This window comes from Pandoraea apista (genome assembly GCF_001465595.2).
Classification (GTDB): domain Bacteria; phylum Pseudomonadota; class Gammaproteobacteria; order Burkholderiales; family Burkholderiaceae; genus Pandoraea; species Pandoraea apista.
Genome location: NZ_CP013481.2, coordinates 1043936 through 1067572 on the forward strand (window position 1 = coordinate 1043936; position 23637 = coordinate 1067572).

Annotated in this window: 20 protein-coding genes; 12 read left to right on the forward strand and 8 right to left on the reverse strand. The window is 63.1% G+C overall.

Features of this window, described 5'->3' with window-relative positions; genetic code table 11:
* The first annotated feature begins 181 nt into the window (after positions 1–181).
* The 6 genes from AT395_RS04850 (at position 182) to AT395_RS04875 (ending at position 7083) form a co-directional block, all read left to right on the forward strand.
* Entirely contained in the window at positions 182–418 is a 237-nt protein-coding gene (locus AT395_RS04850) for a DUF3311 domain-containing protein (RefSeq protein ID WP_042112894.1), read from the forward strand.
* Positions 415–1893 (forward strand): sodium:solute symporter family protein, encoded by a 1479-nt coding sequence (locus AT395_RS04855; RefSeq protein ID WP_048627943.1) that lies wholly within the window; start codon positions 415–417, stop codon positions 1891–1893. The genes AT395_RS04850 and AT395_RS04855 overlap by 4 nt, the downstream gene beginning before the upstream one ends.
* Positions 1890–3080, forward strand: coding sequence for an amidohydrolase family protein (locus AT395_RS04860; protein ID WP_048627942.1), 1191 nt, complete (start codon positions 1890–1892; stop codon positions 3078–3080). Before AT395_RS04855 ends, AT395_RS04860 begins: the two co-directional genes overlap by 4 nt.
* A complete protein-coding gene (locus tag AT395_RS04865; protein ID WP_053086322.1) occupies positions 3077–4360 on the forward strand; it encodes an MFS transporter in 1284 nt (427 codons plus the stop codon). Before AT395_RS04860 ends, AT395_RS04865 begins: the two co-directional genes overlap by 4 nt.
* A 289-nt stretch (positions 4361–4649) precedes the next feature.
* A complete protein-coding gene (locus AT395_RS04870; RefSeq protein WP_125347479.1) occupies positions 4650–5579 on the forward strand; it encodes an alpha/beta hydrolase family protein in 930 nt (309 codons plus the stop codon).
* A gap of 7 nt (positions 5580–5586) precedes the next feature.
* Positions 5587–7083: an MATE family efflux transporter gene (locus AT395_RS04875; RefSeq protein ID WP_058375290.1), complete on the forward strand. Its 1497-nt coding sequence runs from the start codon at positions 5587–5589 to the stop codon at positions 7081–7083.
* Positions 7084–7149: 66 nt separating this feature from the next.
* Here AT395_RS04875 and AT395_RS04880 read toward each other — a convergent pair whose 3' ends face one another.
* A complete protein-coding gene (locus AT395_RS04880; protein WP_042112887.1) occupies positions 7150–8055 on the reverse strand; it encodes a LysR substrate-binding domain-containing protein in 906 nt (301 codons plus the stop codon).
* Positions 8056–8281: 226 nt separating this feature from the next.
* Here AT395_RS04880 and AT395_RS04885 point away from each other — a divergent pair, with 226 nt between their 5' ends.
* The 3 genes from AT395_RS04885 to mdoH all read left to right on the forward strand — a co-directional run bounded on the left by AT395_RS04885 (position 8282) and on the right by mdoH (position 13481).
* Positions 8282–8947, forward strand: a complete 666-nt coding sequence (locus AT395_RS04885; RefSeq protein WP_048627921.1) for a LysE family translocator — start codon at positions 8282–8284, stop codon at positions 8945–8947.
* A gap of 347 nt (positions 8948–9294) precedes the next feature.
* Complete coding sequence (locus AT395_RS04890) at positions 9295–10818, forward strand: glucan biosynthesis protein G (RefSeq protein WP_042117358.1); 1524 nt, start codon at positions 9295–9297, stop codon at positions 10816–10818.
* Positions 10819–11018: 200 nt separating this feature from the next.
* Positions 11019–13481: a glucans biosynthesis glucosyltransferase MdoH gene (gene mdoH, locus AT395_RS04895; protein WP_376738398.1), complete on the forward strand. Its 2463-nt coding sequence runs from the start codon at positions 11019–11021 to the stop codon at positions 13479–13481.
* A gap of 113 nt (positions 13482–13594) precedes the next feature.
* On the opposite strand, the gene AT395_RS04900 is transcribed toward mdoH, so the two are convergent.
* Positions 13595–14392 carry a peptidoglycan DD-metalloendopeptidase family protein gene (locus tag AT395_RS04900; protein WP_082164654.1) on the reverse strand — a complete coding sequence of 266 codons (798 nt, stop codon included), beginning with the start codon at positions 14390–14392 and terminating at the stop codon, positions 13595–13597.
* Positions 14393–14844: 452 nt separating this feature from the next.
* On the opposite strand from AT395_RS04900, the gene AT395_RS04905 reads away from it, so the two are divergent.
* The 3 genes from AT395_RS04905 (at position 14845) to AT395_RS04915 (ending at position 16906) form a co-directional block, all read left to right on the forward strand.
* Positions 14845–15048 (forward strand): cold-shock protein, encoded by a 204-nt coding sequence (locus AT395_RS04905; protein ID WP_010805153.1) that lies wholly within the window; start codon positions 14845–14847, stop codon positions 15046–15048.
* A gap of 210 nt (positions 15049–15258) precedes the next feature.
* The gene (locus tag AT395_RS04910; RefSeq protein ID WP_042112884.1) at positions 15259–15897 is read left to right on the forward strand and encodes a LysE family translocator; all 639 of its coding nucleotides are present in this window, start codon (positions 15259–15261) and stop codon (positions 15895–15897) included.
* Positions 15898–16138: 241 nt separating this feature from the next.
* Positions 16139–16906, forward strand: a complete 768-nt coding sequence (locus tag AT395_RS04915) for a flagellar brake protein (RefSeq protein ID WP_042112883.1) — start codon at positions 16139–16141, stop codon at positions 16904–16906.
* A gap of 171 nt (positions 16907–17077) precedes the next feature.
* Here AT395_RS04915 and AT395_RS04920 read toward each other — a convergent pair whose 3' ends face one another.
* The 6 genes from AT395_RS04920 to glcF all read right to left on the reverse strand — a co-directional run bounded on the left by AT395_RS04920 (position 17078) and on the right by glcF (position 23629).
* The gene (locus AT395_RS04920; RefSeq protein WP_042112879.1) at positions 17078–18217 is read right to left on the reverse strand and encodes a PAS domain-containing protein; all 1140 of its coding nucleotides are present in this window, start codon (positions 18215–18217) and stop codon (positions 17078–17080) included.
* Positions 18218–18355: 138 nt separating this feature from the next.
* Positions 18356–19708, reverse strand: coding sequence for a hemolysin family protein (locus tag AT395_RS04925; RefSeq protein ID WP_042112877.1), 1353 nt, complete (start codon positions 19706–19708; stop codon positions 18356–18358).
* A 144-nt stretch (positions 19709–19852) separates the two neighbouring features.
* On the reverse strand, positions 19853–20764 hold the full coding sequence (locus AT395_RS04930) for a LysR family transcriptional regulator (RefSeq protein WP_042112874.1): 912 nt from the start codon (positions 20762–20764) through the stop codon (positions 19853–19855).
* A 104-nt stretch (positions 20765–20868) separates the two neighbouring features.
* On the reverse strand, positions 20869–21696 hold the full coding sequence (locus tag AT395_RS04935) for a dioxygenase family protein (protein WP_042112872.1): 828 nt from the start codon (positions 21694–21696) through the stop codon (positions 20869–20871).
* 75 nt (positions 21697–21771) lie between these two features.
* Entirely contained in the window at positions 21772–22176 is a 405-nt protein-coding gene (locus AT395_RS04940; RefSeq protein ID WP_042112870.1) for a DoxX family protein, read from the reverse strand.
* Positions 22177–22378: 202 nt separating this feature from the next.
* Complete coding sequence (gene glcF, locus AT395_RS04945; protein ID WP_048627919.1) at positions 22379–23629, reverse strand: glycolate oxidase subunit GlcF; 1251 nt, start codon at positions 23627–23629, stop codon at positions 22379–22381.
* Positions 23630–23637 lie beyond the last annotated feature (8 nt).

Genomic DNA, 23637 nt, shown 5'->3' on the forward strand with positions numbered 1-23637 from the left:
CAAATCGTTACCGATAATGGTCAACAAAAATGGTTAACCATTTTATTGCGTTTGGTTGATGATATGGCAAATCGGTGCGATATGCCATGCCCCGACAGTGATGAAGTGGACAAGCCATGGGGCCGCCGACGAACGCATCCGAGCGGCCGACCGTTGAATCCTTTTTGGGTCTGGAGACGTCATGAAACCTGTGCATTGCCTGGCTGCGCTTCCTATCGCGGCCTTTTACAGCGGCGGTTGGCTCGCCGAACATGTGGGTACCCGTCTGGCCGGGCTGCCGTTCCTGATGACGTGGAACATCGTCTGGTTGCTGCTTACCTCGGTGGTGATGGTCGTGATGTTCCGCTTCGACGGATCGCGCGAAGCGGCGAGCACCCCGGGGAAGGATCTGCGCGAACATGACGGAGTGGCGTCATGAACGCCGCGCTGGCCGTGATCGCGGCATTTCTCGCCTTTGCATTGTTCGTGGGGCTGCGCGCACGGCGCGGCCGAACGATGAGTCTGGAGCAGTGGGCCGTGGGGGGGCGTGGTTTCGGCACGTTGCTCGTGTTCCTGCTGATGGCCGGGGAGGCCTTTTCGACCTTCACGTTCCTCGGGGCGAGCGGATGGGCGTACAGCAAGGGGCCGCCGGCGTTCTACATCCTCGCCTATGGTGCGCTTGCCTACCTGCTTGGCTACTGGATGTTGCCGGCGGCGTGGCGTCATGCCACGCGGCATGGCTGTGTGTCGTTCTCGGACTTTTTCGCCACCGCGTACCGTTCGCGTGCGCTGGGGGTAGTCGTCTCGCTGGTGGCTGTGCTCGGCATGACCGCGTTGCTCATCATTCAGTTGCGCGGGCTGGGCATCATCGTGTCCGAGTCCTCGTACGGCACGATTCCGCCCGCCGTGGCGATCTGGTGCGGGGCTATCGCGATGGTGCTCTACATCACGGTGTCGGGCATTCACGGCTCGGCGAGCATTGCAATTTACAAAGACATTCTGATTCTCGTGATCGCGGTGTTCCTCGGTATCTATCTGCCGTTGCATTACTTCGGCGGCTTTGGCGAGATGTTCGATCGGATTGAAGCGGCACGGCCGGGCTTCCTGCAAATGCCTACGAGCGGCCTCACGTTGTCCTGGTACAACTCGACGATTCTGCTCACGTCGCTCGGCTATTACCTGTATCCGTACGTTTTCACGTCCGTGTATGCAGCCAAGAGCGAGAGCGCCGTGCGCAAGAACACGATTCTGATGCCGCTCTATCAGATGGTCATCGCATTCATGTTCTTCGTGGGGTTCGCGGCGATTCTGCAAGTGCCGGGCCTCACGGGAGCGGACTCCGACCTGGCGTTGCTGCGTATCGTGAAGCAGACGTTCTCGCCGTGGTTCGTCGGCGTGATCGGTGGCGTGGGGGTGTTGACCGCGCTCGTGCCGGGCTCGATGATCCTGCTCAATGCGTCGACCCTGATCGCGAAGAACATCTACCGCGACGGCTTTGCGCCCCATGCGAGCGAGGCCTTCGTGGGCAAGCTCGCCAAGCGCGTGTTGCCGGTTTTCGGTCTGGTGGCGGTGTTCTTCGTGTTGCGAGGCGGTGCAACGTTCGTGGCGCTGGCGCTTTTCGCGTCGAGCTTGCTGACGCAGTTGTTCCCATCGTTCGTGGCGAGCTTGCTGCCGCGTCCGTTCGGTAACAAAAACGGCGCGTTTGCCGGCATCGGCGCGGGCGCTATCGTGTTGGCGGCCGCCGTGGGGTTCGACGTCAATCTGCGCACGCTGTTGCCCAGCGCGCCGGATACCGTGGGGTCGATCAACATGGGCCTCGTGGCGCTGGCCGTCAATGCGGTGACGTTCGTGGTCGTGAGCCTGTTCACGCGGTCGCACAACGTCGCCACGGAAATCAACTTGAGGAAGGCATGACGACACTGGACATACGCAACGCACGCGGCCTCGACGGCAAGCCGGTCGAGGTGCGCGTCGAGGGGGGACGAATTGCGGCCATCGGGCCGTCGTTACCCGCCCTGCAAGGAAACGTCCCCCGTGAGATCGACGCGCGCGGTGCGTTGCTGCTGCCCGGTCTGGTGGAGTCGCACACGCATCTGGACAAGACCGTGTGGGGCATGCCGTGGTACGTGAACGAGTGCGGCTCGCGACTGATCGACCGCATTGATAACGAGCGCCGGTGGCGTGCCGAGAGCGGACACGACGCGGGTGCAGCGTCGCTTGCGCTCGGGCGCGCGTTCCTCGCGGCAGGCACCACGCGCCTGCGCACGCACGTCGACATCGATACCGATGCGGGCCTGCGCCATCTCGACGGCGTGCTGGCCACGCGCGCGACGCTGGCGGACACGCTGGACATGCAGATCGTCGCCTTTCCGCAGTCGGGGGTGCTGGATCGCGAGGGCACGCTCGCCTTGCTCGACAACGCACTTGGGCGGGGCGCCGACGTGCTGGGCTGGCTCGATCCGTGCGCCATCGACCACGACCCCAGGGCGTCGCTCGACGCCATGTTCGCCTTGGCCGACAAGCATGGTTGTCCTATCGACATTCATTTGCACGAGCCGGGCGAGATGGGGGTCTTCTCGTTCGAGCTGATGCTCGAGCGGATTGCGGCGCTGGGCATGCAGGGCAAGGTCGTCGTGTCGCACGCGTTTTGTCTGGGGGAACTGGAGGCGGCGCGCGCCGACGCGTTGCTCGCGCGGCTGGCGCACGCCGGTGTCGCGCTGATCACCACGGCGCCGCCTTCGCGTGTTGTGCCGCCGCTCATGGCATGCCGCCGTGCGGGCGTGCCGCTCGCGGGAGGGAACGACGGCATTCGCGACACATGGACGCCCTACGGCACGCCCGACATGCTTGAGCGCGCCATGATGATCGGTCTGCGCTACAACCTGCGCCGCGACGACGAGTTGGACATCGCGCTCGACTGCGTCACCTATCAGGGGGCGAGGGCTTGCTGGTTCGATGACTACGGCCTGCATGCCGGTGCGCGCGCCGATCTGGTGCTGGTCGATGCCGTCAATGCCGCGCAGGCCATCGTCACACGCGCACCGCGCCGCTGGGTGGTAGCGAACGGCCACCTCGTGGTGAGCGAGGGCGTAGCGGTATGACCCTGTGGCTGGCCATCGTCGCGGTCGGGTTGACGCTGCGACCAACACTCACCTCCATCAGTCCGCTGCTGCCGCAGATTCGCGAAGCCACTGGAATGACCTATCCGGTGGCGGCGTTGCTCACCTCGTTGCCGGTGCTGGCGATGGGCGCGGGGGCGTTTGCGGCGAACGGACTGAGCCGACGGTTCGGCGAACGTCGGGGCGTGCTGCTCGGATTGGTCGCGCTGGCGCTGGCGTGCGGCGTGCGATTCGTCGCCGACGATACCGTAACGATGATTGCCACGGCGCTCGCGTCGGGTATCGGCATCGCGATCATTCAGGCGCTCTTGCCCGGCGTGGTGAAGGCCAACTACAGCGCCGCGCGCATGACTGCAATGATGGGCCTGTACTCGGCGGCGCTCATGGGCGGTGGTGGGCTCGGGGCGGCGGCGAGTCCGTGGATGGCGGCGCGCACGGGAGACTGGCGCATCGGCTTGGGTATGTGGCTCGCGGTGGTCTGCGTGGCGGCGCTCGCGTGGTGGCGTGCACCGCTGCTTGGGGCGGCGGCCCGGCCAAAAATGGAAACGCCTGCGGGCACGATGACCGCAACGGACCTGCGCATGGCGTGCCGCGAGGCGAGCGAGCGCGTGGCGTCGACAGCCAACGGCGCGCCGTCCATGCTCGAACTGCTGCGCAAGCGCCGCGCGTGGACACTCGCCCTCTACTTCGGTCTCATCAACTGCACCTACACGACGATGGTGGCATGGTTGCCGCCGTTCTATCAGCAGCACGGCATGAGCGCAACGCAGAGCGGCGCGTTGCTCGCCGGACTCACCGCATGTCAGGTCGTGGCGGCATTGATGCTGCCGTGGCTCGCCCGGCGAAACGTCGATCGCCGGCGCTGGCTGACGCTCGCGCTTGTAGCCACGCTCGGCGGGCTGATCGGATTGGCGGCCGCACCGGACACCGCACCATGGGAATGGGTCGGCGCCATCGGATTCGGATTGGGCGGGACCTTCTCGCTCGGACTCGTGCTGGCACTTGATCACCATGCGCATCCGCGCCATGCCGCCGCGCTTGCGGCGTTCATGCAGGGCGTGGGTTTCTGCATCGCGGCACTCGCGCCGTTCGGTGCAGGCGCGGTGCTGGCGGCGACCGGAAGTTTCGTGCCGTCATGGATCGGACTCATGGGGCTCAACGTGGCGCTGATCGCATTGACCTGGCGCTTCGATCCGGCCGGCTACGCGTCGGCGCTAGGTCTGTCGCGCGACACCCAGAGCGGACATCGTCAGCGCGCCTAAGCCTGCGACGCGGGACACCCGGCGCCCGTGCGTTGCACACGCGAGACAAGTATTCCGTATGCAAAATTCATGCGAGTCTCTACGCAATCCGCGCTAAGATGATCCATCGTGTGATGTCGCAGCGGGGCTTCGGCGCGAGACCGTAGTTCCCGGCCCGATCGGCCTGCGTGGCCCGGGTGGCTATGGGCTGCCAGAAACCAAGGGAGAACGGATGCTCGGAATGTCGCGCAGGGCCGTGAGACGATCGTTCGCGACGATGCTCGTCGCGCTCGGCGCCTGCAGCCTCGGCATGTCCTTGCTCGTATCGTTCCCTTCACAGGCTTCGGCTGCCGACACGACGGTGCCAGGCAAGTCGGTCGTAGCGCCTGCCCCCGCATCTCCCTCGACTTCTGCATCTCAGTCTGGCGCAGCGTCTGCACCGAATGCCCCTTCGCCCACCGGTGTCGACCAGCGAGTGCTGCGTAGCGACGGCGGATACGTCAACCTCCATGTCTTCCGGCCGCCGACGGCGTGCAGCGGTGTTGCGGTGCTCAGCCCCGGCGCAGGCGACGACCGCGATGCACTGGCCTGGCTCGGTCGTGCGCTCTCGCAATACGGGTGGTTCACGGTAACGATGGCCCACAAGGAAAGCGGGCGAGAGTCGTTGCGCGATCGCGTGCGCAACGGTGGGTTGCGCGACGGATTGCTGGCGCTCACTACGGACCCCGAAGCGTATGACGACCGGCTCGAAGACACCGGTGCTGCGCTGCATTGGGCGCGCACGCAGTGCCGGTCGGGGCCGGCGGTCTTTGCGGGGCATTCGATGGGTGCGGTCACGGTCATGATCGAGGCGGGGGCGAAGAACAAACTGGGGCTCGACAGCGACGACCGTTTCGACGGTTACATCGCACTGTCGCCGCAGGGGCCGGGGCCGATCTTTCCGGCGGGAGCGTGGCACGACATCCATAAGCCCATGTTGCTCGTGACCGGCACGCGAGACGCGCCGCTCGATGGCAAATGGCAGACACGCACCGAGCCGTACACCGACTTGCCGGCCGGTTGCCATTGGCTCGCCGTGGTCGATGGCGCCACGCATTTCAACTTCGCGGGATTCGGTTACGGGCATGGAGACATCGAAGTCAAGGTGTTGCCGCTGATCCAGCGCTTTCTCGATAACTTGCGCGCTCACCGGTGCGCCGTGCCTGTGCCGGCAACCGGCGTGAAGTTCGACGCCAAGTAGGCGCGCCATGGCCGGACACGACCTCACGCGCGGCCCCATCGGCAAAACGCTGTTCTGGTTCTCGCTGCCGGTGCTTGGCAGCAACGTGCTTCAGTCGCTCAACGCTTCGATCAACGCCATGTGGATCGGGCACTATCTCGGCGAATCGGCGCTGACGGCGGCATCGAACGCCAACATTCTGCTGTTCTTCCTGCTGGGCGTGGTGTTCGGCATCAGCATGGCGAACACCATTCTCATCGGCCAGTCCATTGGCGCCAAGAATCAAGAGCTTACCCGGCGTATCGTTGGTACAAGCGCCTCCTTTTTTATACTGGCGTCGACTGCCGTGGCTGTCTTCGGCTACCTCTTCACGCCTGAATTGCTAGGGGCATTGGGCACACCGGGCGATGCGCGCGCGTTTGCCGTTGCGTATCTGCGCATCATCTTCGTGGCGTTGCCGGTCATGTACTTCTACAACTTCGTGATGATGGCGTTGCGAGGGGCGGGAGACGCACGAACGCCGTTTCGTTTCATGCTGCTCTCGGCGGGGCTCGACGTTGCGCTCAATCCGCTGCTGATCTTCGGCTGGGGACCGCTGCCGCCGTTCGGCATTGCGGGGTCGGCGGGCGCAACGCTCATTGCGCAGACGGTAAGCCTGGCCGCGCTCATGTACACGCTGTACCGGCGCCGCGATCCATTGTGGCTGCGACGCAAGGACTGGAAGTACCTGCGCATCGATCCCGAGTTGTTGCGGCTGCTCGTTGTCAAAGGCTTGCCGATGGGGCTGCAAATGGTGGTGATCTCGTCGTCGGCGATGGTGATGATGGGTTTCGTCAACGGCTATGGATCGCAAACAACGGCGGCTTACGGCGTGGCATCGCAGCTTTGGACGTACGTTCAGATGCCGGCGCTGGCCATAGGGGCGGGGGTATCGGCGCTGACCGCGCAGAACGTCGGGGCCGGATTATGGGATCGCGTCTCGCGCATCGGGCGGGTGGGCGTTGGGCTGAACTTCGTGATGACGGGAAGCCTGGTCGTGGCGATCTTGCTCTTCAACCGACAGTTCATGAACGCCTTTCTGCCCGAGGACGGCTATGCGATTGCTGTCGCGCAGCACATCAACGCGGTGGTGGCGTGGTCGTTCGTGCTGTTCGGCGTGACGATCGTGCTCTTCGGTGTTGTGCGTGCGACGGGCGCCGTGACGGCACCGCTCGTCATTCTGTTCGTGTCTCAGTGGGTGATCCGGTTGCCGTTTGCGTGGCAGATGCGCAAGACGTGGGGGGCGGAGGCCATCTGGTGGAGCTTCCCGCTCGGTTTCGCCGTGTCGCTGATCATGGCGCTCGCCTACTACCGCTGGGGGCATTGGCGGGGAGTGCGTATGTTGCCAAGGGGAGCCCCACCCGTTGTCACGCCGTTGGGCGATGGTGTGAATGCCGCAGCCGGCCCGCCGCCGGCACCGATGTCACCGACCTCGGTGCCCCCTGCCGTGCAAGCGGAACGCGCACCGGAGGATGGTTGCCGCTGAGCGGCGGTCGTCGGCGAGTATTAGCGAATACCCACCCGGTATCGACGCAAAGGACATTAGCTCATATCAACGCATGTCCGTTTGTGCGTCGTGGGCGATCCACTTCGCGGCCGATTCCGCGAGTGCGGCGCGAAGCCAGTGCAAGAGTGCTTCGCGTGCCGGGTTTGCGGCAAAGGGTTCACGCGCGAGTGCGACGTAGGCCGAACCGTCGCGAACAAAGCCATAGGGGGCCACCAGGCGTCCGGCGTTGAGCTCGTCGCTCACCATATACACAGAGCCGATGGCGATACCCAGTCCGGCTCCTGCTGCCTGCAAGCTCAAATAGAAGTGTTCGAACGGCGGCGTGGACATCGCGCTCGCGCCGATGGTTGGCGGGCGGGTGGCCCGCTGCCAGTCCTGCCATGCCTGCGGGCGCGTACGGGTATGGAGTTGCGTGGGGTGGGGCGAATCGAACGAGGCGGGCAGGCCGACGGGGCCGATCCATTCGTCGGCCAATGGCTCCGAGACAAGCGTATGTCCCCAAAAAAAATCATTGCGTCGGATAGCGACATCGACACCGGCGGCGGTCAGGTCGAGGGGGCCGCCTGCCGAGTGGAGATGCAGGGCGATGTCTGGGTGCGACTGGGCGAAAGTGCCTAGACGCGGGATGAGCCAGCGCATGGCGAGGGTGGGTTCGCAGGAGACAACGAGTGTGTGCGTGGGGGATGGGGGGTGGAGATTGGCGACGGTTGAGGCGAGTTGTTCGAACATTTGCCGGGTGGTGGCGTAAAGGCGTTCACCGGCGGGGGTGAGGAAGACTGCGCGATTACGGCGTTCGAAGAGTGGGAGACCGAGGGCGTTTTCGAGGGTACGAATTTGACGGCTGACGGCGCCGTGGGTGACGAACAGGCGATCGGCGGCGCGGGCGAAGCTGAGTTCGTTGGCGGCGACGTCGAAGACGTGGAGGGCATTGAGTGGCAGCGATCGATTCATGGGTGAGAAATTATCACGAATAACCGTGAAAAAAGATCGTTTTCAACGCCTGGAAATCCCCGGGAAAATACCAAAAAGCGGGGGCGCCCTAAGCAAATAAACGCCAGAACAACCAAATAAGACGGACCGCAGCCCTGTTTTGCGGCGAGTTGGGTCAATGTCTGAGCGGCGGAACAGGGCTGCGGTCCGTCTGGCAAATACTCGGCAAATCAGGTGAAATTTAATCATGCAAGAGCTACTGGCGGTAATGACGATCACGGTATTGGCGGTTATCAGCCCGGGGGCTGATTTCGCGATGGTGACGAGAGCGAGTTGGCGGCACGGTCGGCGGGCGGGGTTATGGTCGGCGGCGGGGATAGCGGCGGGGGTGCAGGTACATGTCATTTACACGCTGGTGGGCGTGGGGTTATTGATCACGCAGTTGCCGTGGCTCTTTACGGCGATCAAGTGGATTGGCGCGGCGTATTTGATGTATATCGGCTGGCGGACGTTGAGAGACCGTTCGTTGGTGGTTGATGTGACGCGGGAGGGGATGGAGGACGGGGCCGTGTCGGCGTCGCAGAAATCGGGGTTGCCTGAGCGTGCTGCCTGGCGGGCGGCGGCAAGTGCCTTTCGCACGGGTTTTTTCACCAACGCATTGAATCCGAAGACAACGTTATTCGTGGTGAGCACGTTCACGCAGATTGTTCATCCGGGAACCGGGTGGGCGCTTGGGCTGGCATATGGCGCGTTCATGTCGTTTGCGCATTGGGTGTGGTTCAGCCTGGTTGCGCTGGGATTCTCGGCAGGTTGGATGCGCGCGGCGATGGTGCGGCGTCAGCACATCGTTCGGCGCACCATCGGTGGGGCGCTCATGACACTTGGCGGTTTATTGGCGGTGGCGAATCGATAAGGGCTTTGGCGAGGGGGGGTGGCAAGAGCTACCCACCGACATGGCACAAAAATGGCGCGACAATGACTTCCCGATGACCGGAACTGGATTGAAAAGGGGGCGAAACCTTATCGTTTTGCGCATTCGTCACAAATAGTCACAAATTTATGATTCCCGGGGAGCGGCGTCCCAGCAGACGATTGGGGTAATGTGAGTGCCTGCTTCGAAGGTTTTGCCGATGCATCTTTAGTCAATCGGTGAATGAACGGGTAAAATTGCGCGTTCGGCGCACGCTGGCGACAGTCGGCACGCGCGTTACACGCTATCCCCCACTGCCGATGGAATTCCTGCTCAACGCGGTTCCCCGCATGATTTCCCACCGTGCCGTGCGCCTGGCGCTTGCCAGTGTGCTGAGTCTTTGCGCACTCGTCTCCGGTGCGGCGCATGCTTTCTCGTTCGACGATGTCGCCAAGCAGGCGCGCACCCTTGCGAACAGCCGCTACAAGCCGAAAGACCCGAATCTGCCCAAAGACCTGCAGAACCTCAGCTACGACCGCTATCGCAACATTCGCTTCAAGCCCGACAGGGCGTTGTGGCGTGCGCAGAAGCTGCCGTTCGAGCTGATGTTCTTCCACGAGGGCTCGTACTACGACCGTCCCGTCAAGATCAACGAACTTTCGGGCAACACCGTGCGCGAACTGCGCTACAGCCCCGATATGTTCGATTTCGGCGCGCTCAAAGTCGACCAGAAGCAACTGCGCGGCCTGGGCTTCGCTGGCTTCCGCGTCCACTTCCCGGTCAACACTCCGAAGTACAAAGACGAAGTGATGGTCTTCCTCGGCGCGAGCTACTTCCGTGCGCTGGGCAAGAACCAGACATACGGCCTGTCCGCGCGGGGGCTGGCGCTCGACACCGCGCTTAATTCCGGCGAGGAATTTCCGCGCTTCACCGAGTTCTGGATTCAGCGTCCGGCGCCCGGCGCCAAAGAGCTGACCATCTACGCGTTGCTCGATTCGCCGCGCGCGACCGGTGCTTACCGATTTACCTTGCGTCCCGGAGTGGATACCACGGTCGACGTGAAGGCCGAACTGTTCCTGCGCGAGAACGTCACCAAGCTAGGCATTGCGCCGCTCACGAGCATGTTCTTCTTCGGTGAAAACCAGCCGGCAGCGGTGGCCGACTATCGCCCTGAAGTGCACGACTCCGACGGCCTGTCGATCCAGTCCGGCACAGGCGAATGGATCTGGCGTCCGCTCGTCAATCCGAAGCGCTTGCTCGTGTCGTCGTTCGCGTTGTCGAATCCGGCCGGATTCGGACTCGTGCAGCGCGATCGCGACTTCAGCAACTATCAGGATCTGGAAGATCACTACGAACTGCGTCCGAGCGCCTGGGTCGAGCCCAAGGGCAAATGGGGGCAGGGGCGAGTGGAGTTGGTGCAAATCCCGACACCCGACGAGACCAACGATAATATCGTTGCGTATTGGGTGCCGGATGCGCCGCCTAAGCCCAAACAACCGTATTCGCTCGAATACCGGCTGTCGTGGCAAAAAGATAACGACAAGCGCCCGCCAATGGCGTGGGTGTCGCAAAGCCGGCGTGGACATGGCTACCGGGGAAAACCAGACGACAGTCTGTTGTTTGCGCTCGATTTCGAGGGCCCGGCGCTCAAGAAACTGCCGGACGACGCCAAGGTCGAAGGGAACGTGTCCATTGACGGCAATGGCAAGATCCTGGAAGTGCAGACGCAGCGCAATGACGTCACGGGAGGCTATCGCGTCATGCTCCGCATGCGCCGCCTCGATTCCGAGAAACCCGTCGAAATGCGCGCTTACCTGCGCAACGGCAGTAACACCCTATCCGAAACGTGGAGCTACCTGTTACCCCCCGAGTGAGCGACCGCTCCGATATTCCGGTCGACGAGCTTTACGTCGACCGATTGCCCCTGCCCGCCGAGAAACGTCGCGCGTTGCTTGCACAAGCGCAGCGTGACGGCGGCGATTCGCTCGACGTTCTGACGCGCTTGCAGCGCCTGCTCGCCACGCGTGTGACGAACGGTGCGGGTGAACGCTTGCCGTCCGCAGGCGACACGTCCATTGCAGCCGACGCATCCGATACCGCCAAGCCGCATGCATTGGCCGATGCCGGTGACGCGCCAGGCCAGGAGGACGCTTCTTCCGCTTCTGCTGCGCCTTTTACCGCAACGGCGGCTGTGTGGCATCCGCACGATGTCGCCGAGATCGAATCCGACAGTGACGCCGTGCTCGCCTCGCAACCGGTTCGCCTCTCCATGACCGAGGGCGGATCGTTGGCGGCGGCTGCCGGACTGAAGGAGGTGCGCGGCGTGCAGACATTGCGCATTGCGCCGCCGGTACGCCGCACGTCGCTCATTCCGCGCGCCTGGTCCCTCAATCCGCTCGCGCGCTTGTGGCGCAAACTGATCGGCCGCAAGGACCCCGATCCGCTCGTGCGCGATGCGCCCGACCCCAAGGGCAAGTGGTCGCAGGCCGGCCGCCGGCGTCGCTGGATGCTGCTCACGCTGATGATCGCGCAGACAGCATTGGCCACGCACTTCATGGCTTCCGTGCTGCCGTATCACGGCGCCGATCCGCTCGAGTTCTCCGTGCTGGTCCTGTTCGTGCTGCTCTTCGGCTGGGTTTCCGCCGGATTCTGGACGGCCATCTTCGGCTTCTTCGTTTTGCTGTTCGGTGGCGAGCGCCACATGATCTCGAAGATGGCGGCGGGCGATGCGCCCATCGAACCCGATGCGCGTACCGCCATCGTCATGCCGATCTGTAACGAAGACGTCGGTCGCGTGTTCGCCGGATTGCGCGCGACCTACGAGTCGCTGGCGAAGACCGATTCGCTCGAACGTTTCGACTTCTTCATCCTGTCGGATTCGAACGAGGCCGATAACTGCACTGCCGAAGTCGATGCATGGCAGGCGCTGTGCCGCGAGGTCGGCGGCTTCGGCCGCATCTTCTATCGTCGCCGTCAGCGTCGCGTGAAGCGCAAGAGCGGCAACCTCGACGACTTCTGCCGCCGCTGGGGCAGCGACTACCGCTACATGATCGTGCTCGACGCGGATAGCGTGATGAGCGGCGAGTGTCTGACGAAACTCGTGCGCATGATGGAGGCGCACCCGAGTGCGGGTCTGATCCAGACCGCACCGCTCGCGGCCGGACGCGAAACCTTCTATGCCCGTCTGCAACAATTCGCCGGACGAGTGTACGGTCCGCTGTTCACCGCAGGTCTGCACTACTGGCAGTTGGGCGAGTCGCATTACTGGGGCCACAACGCGATCATTCGCCTGAAGCCCTTCATGGAGCATTGCGCGCTTGCCCCGTTGCCGGGCAAGGGGGCGATGTCCGGCGCGATTCTCTCGCATGACTTCGTCGAGGCGGCGCTGATGCGACGCGCCGGCTGGGGCGTGTGGATTGCCTACGATCTGCCTGGCAGCTACGAAGAAATGCCGCCGAACCTGCTTGACGAACTCAAGCGCGACAGGCGCTGGTGTCAGGGCAACCTCATGAACTTCCGCCTGTTTCTGGCCGAAGGCATGCATCCGGTGCACCGCGCGGTGTTTGTCACGGGAGCCATGGCTTATGTCTCCGCGCCGCTGTGGTTCATCTTTCTGATCCTCTCGACGTGCCTGCTCGCCAAGCACACGCTGGTCGTGCCCGAGTACTTCACCGCGCCACGTCAGCTATTCCCCGTCTGGCCCGAGTGGCATCCCGAGCGGGCGCTGGCCTTGTTTTCGGCCACGGCAACGCTGCTCTTCCTGCCGAAGATCCTCGCCGTGCTGCTGATCTGGGTGAAGGGCGCGAAGCGTTTCGGCGGTGCATTGGCGGTGACGGTAAGCATGTTCATCGAGATGGTGTTCTCCGCCGTGCTCGCGCCCGTGCGCATGCTGTTCCACACGCAGTTCGTGCTGGCTGCGCTTACGGGTATTGCGATTCAATGGAAGTCGCCGCCGCGTGAGGACGCCGAGACACACTGGGGCGAAGCGATTCGCCGTCACGGTCTGCAAACACTGATCGGGCTGGGGTGGGGCGGGGTCGTCTACTGGCTCAATCCGGACTTCATCTGGTGGCTCATGCCGATCGTCGGGTCGATGATGATCTCGATTCCTGTGTCGGTGTTCTCCAGCCGCGTGTCGCTCGGCCGCAGCCTTAAGCGCGCCCGCCTGTTCCTGATTCCGGAGGAGTCGTGGCCGCCCAAGGAATTGCGCATGACCGAGAAGTACACCGAAGAAGCGGCCAGGCGCATCGACTTCGTCGACGCCGTGATCGATCCGATGGCCAATGCGCTGATCGCTGCGAGCGTGGCGCCGACTCGCGACGATGCGAAGCGCGACGCTGTGCGCGCCGGCCGTGTGGAGGCCGCGTTGCTTAGGGGGCCGGCCAAGCTGACGAACACGCAGAAATGGGAGTTGCTCAACGATCCGCGAGCCCTCGCGGCGCTCCATTTGCTCGTGTGGACCGACCCGCGTGCTCATCGTGATTGGCGCGCCGCGCGCGCCAACGGGCTGTCGCAAGGGTTTCTCGCGTCAGCCTGATCGGCGCGCGCCGCATGCGCGATGACGGAATGTCAAACGGCAAGGCATCGCGCCTTGCCGTTTTTGCTTTGCCGCTTTCGTCCGCAAAGCACAGACCGATGCCATCGACCGGATCAGCGCGATGGCAGGAAGTCGCGCGGGTTGAAAGGCGTGCCTTTTTGACGCACTTCGAAATGCAGCTTCACGGTCCCTTGCGAGTCGGTGTCGCCCATTTCGGCGATCTTCTGGCCCTTGCTGACCGATGCCCCTTCCTTCACGAGAACGGCGCGATTGTGGGCATAGGCGGTGAGATAGCCGTTTTCGTGCTGCACCATCACCAGGTTGCCGTAACCGCGCAGACCGTTCCCCGCGTAGACAACCTTGCCTGCGGCGGCAGCATAGACCGGATCGCCGGCCTTGCCGCCGATATCGACCCCCTTGTTACTGCTGCCGTTGAAATTCGCCAGCACGGGGCCGTCAGCGGGCCAGACCATTGGGATCTTGTTTGTCGCAGTGCGCGGGGCTGCCGGTGCCGGCGCGGCCTTGGGAGCCGGTTTGGCCTGTGCTCGCGGCCGTGCAGCGCCCGACGACGCACTCCCCGATGAGGCTGCGGCTGCGGCAGGGGCCCTGGACGTGCCGGCGGGCGGCACGACACGCAACACCTGGCCGACCTCGATCTTGTCGGGATCGGTCAAACCGTTCCACCGAACCAGATCGGCCGTGCTGGCATTATTGCTGCGCGCAATGCCGTAAAGCGTATCGCCGGATTGCACACGATAGCTGCCGGCCGGCACCGGACCGTAGGTCGGCGACCCGGCACAAGCGGCAAGCGTTGCGCAAACGGCCAGACTCAGGAAATGCGTATGGCAACGGGCGAACCAACGCGGTCGGCCGGATATTTTTACTTCAGATTGCGGCCTCGAGGGGCGCATGAAACGAGTAGGCTCCATCCGTAGGCAGGTGAGAGGTCCATTGGCGGTCGCGGAAAGTGCCGAATAGGCAATGCGTTAGGCAATGCGCGTCGAATAGGGGAAAACCGTAGCAAAGTGATTTCAGACAGCACAAAACGCGAGCAGGACGCGCGACAACGGCATGGACACGGGACAAAACGCCCATTGTACGGGCTGCGGCACCGGGTCGGACACCCGAAGAGTGCCCAAATTCCCGGCTATTTGCGGAAATTGTTACTTAATTTGCGGTATTTACCCTGTTGACAAGCGGCGGCGCTACACGTATAAAACCAACTGCAGATTGTCAAGCCGCGAAGTTGTTGTCAGACGTAGTTTTCCTGCTTCTCGCTGGTTTCTAGTCCTTCATTTTCCCTTGATTGTCAGCGCTGGAGGGGTCATTCCGACCCCAGGCTATTGTTTTATTAGGAAAAAACATGGAAACCGGTATTGTTAAGTGGTTCAACGACGCAAAGGGCTTCGGCTTCATCACCCCGGACGCCGGCGGTGAAGACCTGTTCGCTCACTTCTCGGAAGTGAAGGTTGACGGCTTCAAGTCGCTGCAAGAGAACCAACGCGTGTCGTTCGAAGTGAAGACTGGCCCGAAGGGCAAGCAAGCTGCGAACATCAAGCCGATCTAAGCGGCTTCATCGCTTTCTCGTGATGCTGCACCAGCCTTAGGGCGAGGCAGCGTCTCGCGATCAACAGGCCCGATGGCGAAAGTCATCGGGCCTGTTTGTTTTTTGATTCCCTTTCGTTTCGTATAAGACGTGCACGCGAACGGTGTCACCGTCACGGTTCGACGCTACAATGCCTGATCGAATTCGCATCGGCATTTTTCTGAGGCAATCATGAGCCTGCAAACGTGGTGGCTATTCGTAGTCACCGTTTTTTTCGTCTCGGCGACGCCGGGACCGAACATGTTGCTCGTCATGACGCATGGCGCGCGTCATGGCTTACGTCCGTCGTTGGGAACGATGGCCGGTTGCATGACGGCACTCATCGCGATGATGTCGATCTCGGCGGCAGGTCTGGGCGCGGTGCTCAAAGCGTGGCCGATGCTGTTCGATACGCTGCGCTATGTCGGCGCGGCCTACCTGATTTATCTCGGTTACAAGAGCTGGCGCTCGCCGGTGGATGCCAAGGAAGCGGCCGCCAATCTCGGCGCGCCTGCACTGGTGGCCGACTCGAGTTTCGGCAAGCTGTTCAAATCAGGTTTTCTGGTGGCGGCAAGCAACCCGAAGGCCATTCTGTTCGCCGCGGCGTTCTTGCCGCAGTTCATCGACCCGGCGGCCGCCAAGCTCCCGCAGTTCTCGATTCTGCTCGGCACGTTCGCCGTGATCGAGATGAGCTGGTACATGGTCTATGCCACGGGCGGACTGCGCATTGCGCCGTACTTGCGTGAAGCGCGTGTGCTCAAGGCATTTAACCGCATTAGTGGTGGCGTGTTCATGGGCTTTGGCGCGTTGATGGCAGCGGTGCATCGCTGAGCTGGCGAGATCAGCAACAAGGGCGCATGGCACGGGGAGCAGTAGGTCCGTGCGCCATTGCACTTAATATTTGCGGCATGCGACCGTTAACGTTCATGACCAGATGCATGAATGGCGAATGCGTACCGACGGATGCGCTTCGCGCTGTGATGCTGCAAGGTGTCACGGGTTGCAAAGGCTTTAATGCGTACGGCTTGCGTGGACTCGCGTGGCCGTCACGGGGACAAATAGAAGATCAGGTATGGAAACGACAGAACCGCAGGTGACACCGGCGCCCACGGACGAAGAGTCTCAACTGCATGACTCGTATCGCATCAGCAATCCGCTGGAGATTGGTGGCGTGCTGCGTCATCTGGCAACGCGGGGCGACTTCATGACGGTGTACTTCGCCAACGGCCAGCGTCAGCTCGTCACGCGTCTGCTCAAGGTCGAGCCGCAAGCCCGCGGCTTTTATTTCGACTGGGGCGGCGTGGAGACGGAGAACCGGGCTCTGCTTGCCAACAAGCGCGCGCTGTTCGTGGGGGTGCCTGAAGGCATTCAGGTGCATTTCCCCATTGGCGACGTGGAAGAGCGCGAATATGAAGGCTATCCGGCGTTCTATTCCTCTTACCCGGAAACGCTCGTGCGCTTGCAGCGCCGTGACTATTTCCGTGTGAAGACACCGATTCTCGATCCCTATCAGTGCACCATCAAATTCCCTGACGACTCGCCGATGCGTCTGTCGGTGTTCGACCTGTCGCTCGGCGGCGTGGGCTTGCGCACGAAGTCCGATGTGGCCGCCGAGATTCCGAAAGGCTCGATGCTCATGCACGCCGAGATCGAGTTGCGCGACTACGGTACGGTTCAGGTCGATCTGGAAGTGTGTGCCATTCGTAGCGTGCCGCTCGCGAAGGATGTCGAGTATCACATTGGCTGCCGCTTTATCGCGCTCTCGCGGACCGCCGAGTCGCGTCTGCAAAAACTCATCACGCAACTTGAACTCAACCGCAAGGCATTTGCGCGCGGCTAAGTGATAGCACGGCTGAGTGTTTGACGTTTGACGTCGGCCAGCGATCGCGTTGCCCAGGTTTGTGCCGTCTCGGGAGTGAGGTGAGTGGACCCGATCGGATGCGATCGAATCTGATAAGGGCGACCCGTGGGGTCGCCCTTTTGCATTTCGCGGATTTGGTGACCCCCTGCGTCAGCCCGGTGCATGAATCTTCAGGGCCGGAATAGCGTGCAATAACCGTGTCAGGTCGGCCTGACGCCGGCATCCCGTCTTGTCGAAGATGTGACGCAACTGAGTGCGCACCGTGTTAATAGCCACGTCGGCGTCTTGTGCGTATTGCGCCAGTTCGCGGCCTTCGGCCAGCGCCTGAGCGAGACGCGCCTCCGCAGGCGACAGGCCGAACAGCACCTTGAGCGTGTAAGGCCCGAGCGTTACCCGCCGGTCCAGTTCGCCAATGGTGAGCATGACCATCGGACGCTGCCAGGGGGCGGCGCACGCATGCGATTCCCGTAGTGGCAGCGCCGTGATCACCCAATGTCGCTTCTCGTCCTGCAGGCGATGGGTGCCGGCAATCGGCATGGGCGCCGTCGCGTTAGCGATCAGACGGCGCACTGCCTGATCGTCGCTCGGAAGCAGCGCGGTAAACTTCCCGCCGCAAATGCTGACGTTGCGCGTCGCCCCCAATTGCTGATGGGCCGCGATATTCAGGTAGTGCACATGACATGTCTCGTCGGTGACGACGATGGCCATCTCTAATTGATCGAGCACCGACAGGCCCATGGCCGCTTGCGCTTGCAGATGCCGGGTGCCGGCGCGCAAACGCGCCGCCCGGGCGATATGCCGGGTGATGATGTCCAGGTCGGGAGCGGTATCCGACGCTTCGAAGGGCGGTCGGTCGGGACCCCGCAGAATCGCCAGCAACTCACTGGTGCCGTCGGCCCCATCGAGATGCAGGCCGTACGTGTAACGTACGCCGTTGGGAATCAGAAAATCGTTGAACAACTCGCTGCGCGCTACATAGCGCTCGCTCAGATGATGGTGGCATCGCATGGCATGCCCGACCGGCTGGCTCAGCATCAGTGACACGCGCGGATCGGTGGGAGCGAGCTTTTCAACGAACTCGCGAATGAGATCGGGCGGCGTTTCCAGCGAATAAGAGTCGCGTGTGGCGCAGTGGCGCGCGCGATCCCATGTCACCGAATGAAACCCCGTACCGCCGGCCCACCGATTGAAATCGCGCAACGCCTGATCCCAACGCGCCTCGTCCAGCACCCCGTCATAGCAGGTGCTGATCAGCGCGTCGAGAGACAACTTCCCCGTGTCGTCCACCATCGCCTCCCATGGCTCTGTCTCGACGAACCTCGATGTCTTGCCTTGTGCCCGCTTCAGCCCATTGCGCCTTTGCCGCTGACGGGCATGTTGCGCATGGTGCGTATTCTGGCAAGCGCCATCACGGGGATCAATCCGGTTTTACTCGTCGCGTTGCGGCATCGCGACATGTTCGGGCGGCTCGCCACGCGCTTCGCGCACACCATCGGGGTAGATGCGCACGAGCACGATTCGCGGGCCCTGCATCTTCTTGACGACCACGGAGAAGCCATCGAAGTCGATCTTCTGGCCTTCGCGTGGCAGATAGGCCAGCGTATCCATGATCAGGCCGCCCACCGACTCTGCGCGTTCGCTCGGAATCTCGATGCCCAGCGAGCGCTCCAGCGTAAGGATCGGCAAGCTGCCACGCCCGATGAGCGTGCCGTCTTCCATGCGGGTCCAGTCGTCTTCCGTTTGACGGAATTCGTCGCGGATTTTACCCACCAGCGCAGAGAGCAGGTTGTCCAGCGTGAGGAAACCGATGGGCTTCTGGTCGGGCCATCCCACAATGGCAAAGTGCGGAGCGCCCCGGCGAAAGCGCCCGAACAGCTCGCGTGCGGGCATGTCGGGCCGCACGCGCTCGACCGGACGCGCCATGCTGCCAAGGTCCTCGATCGACTGGCCGTGATGCTCCGCGAGGAACAGGTCCTTCAGGTGAACCACGCCGAGTATGGTCTCGCCGTCGTTGTCGAAGAACGGATAGCGGCTATAGCGGTGCCGGTAGGCCGTGTCCATGTTCTGCTCGAACGTGGCGTTGCGGCGGAAGGCGGCCACTTCGCTCATCGGATGCATCAGATCGGACACCGTCAGATCGCTGAAGTCGATGGCATAGGCCACCACGTTCCAATCGTCGCGCGAGAGTTTTTCGCTCGACGCGCCCCGGCGCATGATCAGCTTGATTTCGTCGGCCGAGTAATGCGCATCCGCCCCATGGGAGGGGTCCAGGCCAGTCCAGCGCAGCAGGCGGTTGGCACTGTGGTTGAGCACCCAGATCGCCGGATACATCAGCCAGTAGAAGGCGTAGAGCGGTGCTGCCGTCCAGATGGAGACGGCTTCCGGCACGCGCAGCGCCATCGACTTCGGCGCGAGTTCGCCCACGACGATGTGCAGATACGAAATCGTGAAGAAGGCGATGAAGAAGGCCAGCGCGTGAATCAGTTCGGCCGAAGTGACGCCCAGTGCCGCGAACAGCGGCGTGAGAATGCGCGCGAAGGCGGGTTCACCGATCCAGCCCAGACCGAGCGAGGCGAGGGTGATGCCGAGTTGGCATGCAGAGAGGTAGGTATCGAGCTGGCCGTGCACCTTGGCCAGAATACGGCCGCGCCAACCGCGTTGGCGGGCAATGACTTGAACGCGCGTCTGGCGCAGTTTGACGAGGCCGAATTCCGCCGCCACGAAAAAGCCGTTGAGAAACACCAGCAGGATCGCAGCGACGATCAGTAAGAGATTTTCCAAAATATAAGAAATGGGACAACAGGCCCGTCAGTATAAGTGACATTTGCTCCAGGTAAGAAATAACCGTCACGTTCCGGTGTTTTGCCAGCCAGTTGCCGGTGATTCACGGGGCTTTCGCGGCGGATGCGGGCAAGTCTGGATTCGCTAGCGGCGGTCGATCGCCCGCCAGCCGGGCATCGCGAAGGCTTCGACAAGGAAATCGATCAGGGCGCGCACCTTGGCGCTCAGGTATTTGCGCGACGGGTAGACCGCGTAGATTCCAGTCTCGGCCTGCGTGTACTCGGGCAGGAATTCGATGAGCTGACCGTTGCGCAGGGCGTCTTGCACGAGAAACGCGGGTTGCAGAAGAATGCCCGCACCGGCCACGCCCGCAGCGAGGCAGGTGTCGCCGTTGTCGGCGATGAGTTTGGCGCGGGTACGCACGGAGACGGGGCCGTCGGGGCCGTCGAAACGCCACTCGCGCCGGTGCGAGAAGTAGCTGTAGCCGACCGTCTCGTGGTGCGCGAGTTCGCTCGGGTGCTTCGGCGTGCCGTGTTGCGCGAGGTAGCCGGGCGAGGCGCATAGCACCATGCGGGTGCCGGCGAGCCGCCGGTGCACGAGCGAGGAGTCGGGCAGGCGCGTAATACGGATCGCGAGATCGTAGCCTTCGTCGACGATATCCACGAGGCGATCGCTCAGTGTGATGTCGAGCGAGACTTGCGGGTGCTGCGAGAGGAACGTTGGCCAGAGCGGCGCAAGGTGGAGGACACCGAACGTGTGTGGCGCATTGATGCGCAGGGGGCCGGCGGGCTGACCGTCCTGTTCGCCTGCCATGGCGTCCGCTTCGTCGAGTTCCGCGAGGATCTGACGGCAACGTTCGACGTAGCGCTGACCCGGCTCGGTGAGCGACAGGCGCCGCGTGGTGCGTTGAAGCAGGCGTGTACCGAGACGCGCCTCGAGATCGGCGACGTATCGCGAGATGGCGGTCTTCGAGATGCCGAGCGTTGCCGCAGCCTTGACGAAGCTGCCCGACTCGACGACGGCGATGAAGCACTCGATCTCGCGAAGTTTATTCATGCCGGGGCGGGACTCATGAGGGGGATATCGATGCGTTGTCAGGCAGGCCGGTGACGGGTGACAGGGGGCTGTTACTCATTGCCGGCCATGGGATGCCAATGCCGTTATTGTGCCAGCGCATTCACCTCTGCGAGTGTCGGAGCGGCGTTGCCGAAGGCGAAGGCGTCCATGCGCAGGGCGCCGTAGGTGGCGCCGGTGTCGAAATGCGTCTGATGCGCGGCGTTGTCGGCCGCGCCCAGCGCGACGTAAAGCGGCAACAGATGTTCGTCGGTCGGGTGCGCGCGCTCGGCATGCGGCGCGCGGGCGCGATAGTCGAACAGGGCGTCCAGGTCCATCGTGGCGAGATGCTCGGTGAACCACGCGACGAATTCGGCCAGATAGGGCGCTTCCGCACGGTCTTCGGACGGGGCGCGGAACACCTCGTGCAGATTGTGCGTGAAGCTGCCCGACGCGAGGATCAGCACGCCTTCCTGCGCGAGGGGCGCGAGTTGCTGGCCAAGCCGGAAGTGGTACTCCGGGCGCATCTGCCGTTGCAGGGACAACTGCGTGACCGGCACGTCCGCGTCGGGATACAAATAACGCAGCGGCACCCAAGCGCCATGATCGAGGCCCCATTGGTCGTCGGTGGCGGCCGGCAGGCCGGCATCGCGCAGCCTCTGCACCGTACGTTCGGCCAGGGCCGGTGCGCCGGGCGCGGGGTATTCCAGCGCATAGAGTTCGCGCGGGAAGCCGCCGAAATCGTGGATCGTGCGCTGCTGCGCCAGACTGCCCACGCGCGGTGTCGGCGTCGACCAATGCGGCGAGATCGCGAGAATCTCACGCGGACGCGGCACCGCACGCCCCAGCGCCGTCAACAGCGGGCCCGTACGACCCGGATCGACCGCGAGCAGCGGCGAACCGTGGGAGACGAAGAGGGTGGGAAGGGCAGACATGGCAATCACTCCGGCAAAAGAACGCTAAAGAACGTGATGGGCGTAAGCGGATCGGCTCCTTGGGGCGCCGGGCGATCAGGCCGTGCGCGTACGGCGAATCGCGCAGGCGCCGTCGCCGAGCAGGGCGACTACGAGCAGCCCCACCAGCCAGAACGCCGGGAATTCCCAGCCGCCGCCCTTGTTGGTGAAGAGCCAGCCGTTGTGGCCATGTACCGACACAATGGTTCCGAGCATCAGGGCAGCCAGCGGTAGCGCGGCCCAGCGCGCATAAAAGCCCGCGATCAGCATCAGGCCGCCAATGAGTTCCAGCGCCATCGTGACATAAGCGAGCCCGGCCGGCAGACCAAGCGAGCCCATGAACCCTACGAAGCCGGGCACGGTAAACACAAACACCTTCAGAGAGAGGTGGGCGAGGAAGAGGATGCCCAGCGAGACACGCAACAGTAGCGCGGCGTACGGGGCGGTTTTGGTATCGATCATGACAGGCTCCGATGAGAGATCGAGGTAAGGGGCGGTTCAGCCATCCACGGGATGGCTGACTTGCCTACGATTCTAGGGAGCCGGATCGTACAGATAAACGAGCGGGTCAGGGATTGATTGTCCCGTCAGTGGGGATAATCGGCCATTGCCGCAATGCGCCGGTGCAGTAATGCCTTAATGCGCCAATGCTGGCGCCGGAGGCTCAGGCCGCCGCGATCATCCGGTCGAGCAATTCGATCCAGTGCTGTACCGGCGCGTGATCCCGGGCATGCTCGCCCTTGGCGGTCGCCTGCAAATGGCAGATGCAGCCGACGTTGGCCGAGACAACCAGTTCGGGATCGAGGGCATCGAGCGACTTCCACTTGGCGTCGCGCAACTGATGCGACAGCGCCGGTTGCGTTACTGAATAAGTGCCGGCCGAGCCGCAGCAGATGTGGCTGTCCTGCGGCAGCATGACGTTCACGCCCACGCTCGAGAGCACTTTCTCGACCACGCCTTTGAGCTGCTGACCGTGCTGGAGTGTGCAGGGGGGATGATAGGCCACCTTGCCGGTCTTGCGATTCGGCACGCGCCGTTGCAGGGCTTCGAGGTTGTCGAGCAGTACTTCGGAGAGATCGCGCGCCAGTTCGGAGACCCGCTGTGCCTTGCCCGCGTATTGCGGGTCATGGCGCAGCAAATGGCCATATTCCTTGACCGTCGCGCCGCAGCCGGACGCATTGATCACGATCGCTTCCGCGCCCGCTTCGATTTCGGGCCACCAGGCGTCGATGTTGCGGCGAGCGTCGTTCAGGCCGTCGTCGTGATAGTTCAGGTGCAGGCGGATGGCGCCGCAGCAACCGGCTGCCGCGGGGCGAACCATTTCGATGCCGAGCGCATCGAGCACGCGTGCGGTGGCCTTGTTGACGTTCGGCAGCATGGCCGGTTGCACGCAGCCTTCGAGCATGAGCATGCGGCGTGCATGCCGGGTCTGCGGCCAACTGCCGGAGCGCTGACGATGCGGCACTTTCTCGCGCAGCGCGCGCGGCAGCAGGCCTCGGAATTGCTGTCCCAGACGCAGGGCGGGGGTGAACACGCTGCGGTTGGGAAGCACATTCGCGAGGGTCCAGCGCAGCGCGCGTTCACCGGCGGGACGACCGACCTTGGCGTCGACATGGCGGCGGCCGATATCGGCAAGGCGGCCGTATTGCACGCCCGACGGGCACGTCGATTCGCAACTGCGGCATGTCAGGCAACGGTCCAGGTGACGTTGCGTTTCGCGCGTCACGGGCTGGCCCTCGACCATCTGCTTGATGAGATAGATGCGACCGCGCGGGCCGTCGAGTTCGTCGCCCAGCAACTGATAGGTCGGACAGGTTGCGGTACAAAATCCGCAATGGACGCACTTGCGAAGAATGGCTTCGGCTTCGTCGCCGTCCGGCGTGTGACGGAGGAATTCTGCGAGGTTCGTTTGCATCGTCTTTT

Bases quoted from the DNA above. Each gene is read 5' to 3' on its own strand.
- AT395_RS04850 (WP_042112894.1), top strand. From the start codon at position 182: ATGAAACCTGTGCATTGCCTGGCTGCGCTTCCTATCGCGGCCTTTTAC.
- AT395_RS04855 (WP_048627943.1), top strand. From the start codon at position 415: ATGAACGCCGCGCTGGCCGTGATCGCGGCATTTCTCGCCTTTGCATTG.
- AT395_RS04860 (WP_048627942.1), top strand. From the start codon at position 1,890: ATGACGACACTGGACATACGCAACGCACGCGGCCTCGACGGCAAGCCG.
- AT395_RS04865 (WP_053086322.1), top strand. From the start codon at position 3,077: ATGACCCTGTGGCTGGCCATCGTCGCGGTCGGGTTGACGCTGCGACCA.
- AT395_RS04870 (WP_125347479.1), top strand. From the start codon at position 4,650: ATGTCCTTGCTCGTATCGTTCCCTTCACAGGCTTCGGCTGCCGACACG.
- AT395_RS04875 (WP_058375290.1), top strand. From the start codon at position 5,587: ATGGCCGGACACGACCTCACGCGCGGCCCCATCGGCAAAACGCTGTTC.
- AT395_RS04880 (WP_042112887.1), bottom strand. From the start codon at position 8,055: ATGAATCGATCGCTGCCACTCAATGCCCTCCACGTCTTCGACGTCGCC.
- AT395_RS04885 (WP_048627921.1), top strand. From the start codon at position 8,282: ATGCAAGAGCTACTGGCGGTAATGACGATCACGGTATTGGCGGTTATC.
- AT395_RS04890 (WP_042117358.1), top strand. From the start codon at position 9,295: ATGATTTCCCACCGTGCCGTGCGCCTGGCGCTTGCCAGTGTGCTGAGT.
- AT395_RS04900 (WP_082164654.1), bottom strand. From the start codon at position 14,392: ATGCGCCCCTCGAGGCCGCAATCTGAAGTAAAAATATCCGGCCGACCG.
- AT395_RS04905 (WP_010805153.1), top strand. From the start codon at position 14,845: ATGGAAACCGGTATTGTTAAGTGGTTCAACGACGCAAAGGGCTTCGGC.
- AT395_RS04910 (WP_042112884.1), top strand. From the start codon at position 15,259: ATGAGCCTGCAAACGTGGTGGCTATTCGTAGTCACCGTTTTTTTCGTC.
- AT395_RS04915 (WP_042112883.1), top strand. From the start codon at position 16,139: ATGGAAACGACAGAACCGCAGGTGACACCGGCGCCCACGGACGAAGAG.
- AT395_RS04920 (WP_042112879.1), bottom strand. From the start codon at position 18,217: ATGGTGGACGACACGGGGAAGTTGTCTCTCGACGCGCTGATCAGCACC.
- AT395_RS04930 (WP_042112874.1), bottom strand. From the start codon at position 20,764: ATGAATAAACTTCGCGAGATCGAGTGCTTCATCGCCGTCGTCGAGTCG.
- AT395_RS04935 (WP_042112872.1), bottom strand. From the start codon at position 21,696: ATGTCTGCCCTTCCCACCCTCTTCGTCTCCCACGGTTCGCCGCTGCTC.
- AT395_RS04940 (WP_042112870.1), bottom strand. From the start codon at position 22,176: ATGATCGATACCAAAACCGCCCCGTACGCCGCGCTACTGTTGCGTGTC.
- glcF (WP_048627919.1), bottom strand. From the start codon at position 23,629: ATGCAAACGAACCTCGCAGAATTCCTCCGTCACACGCCGGACGGCGAC.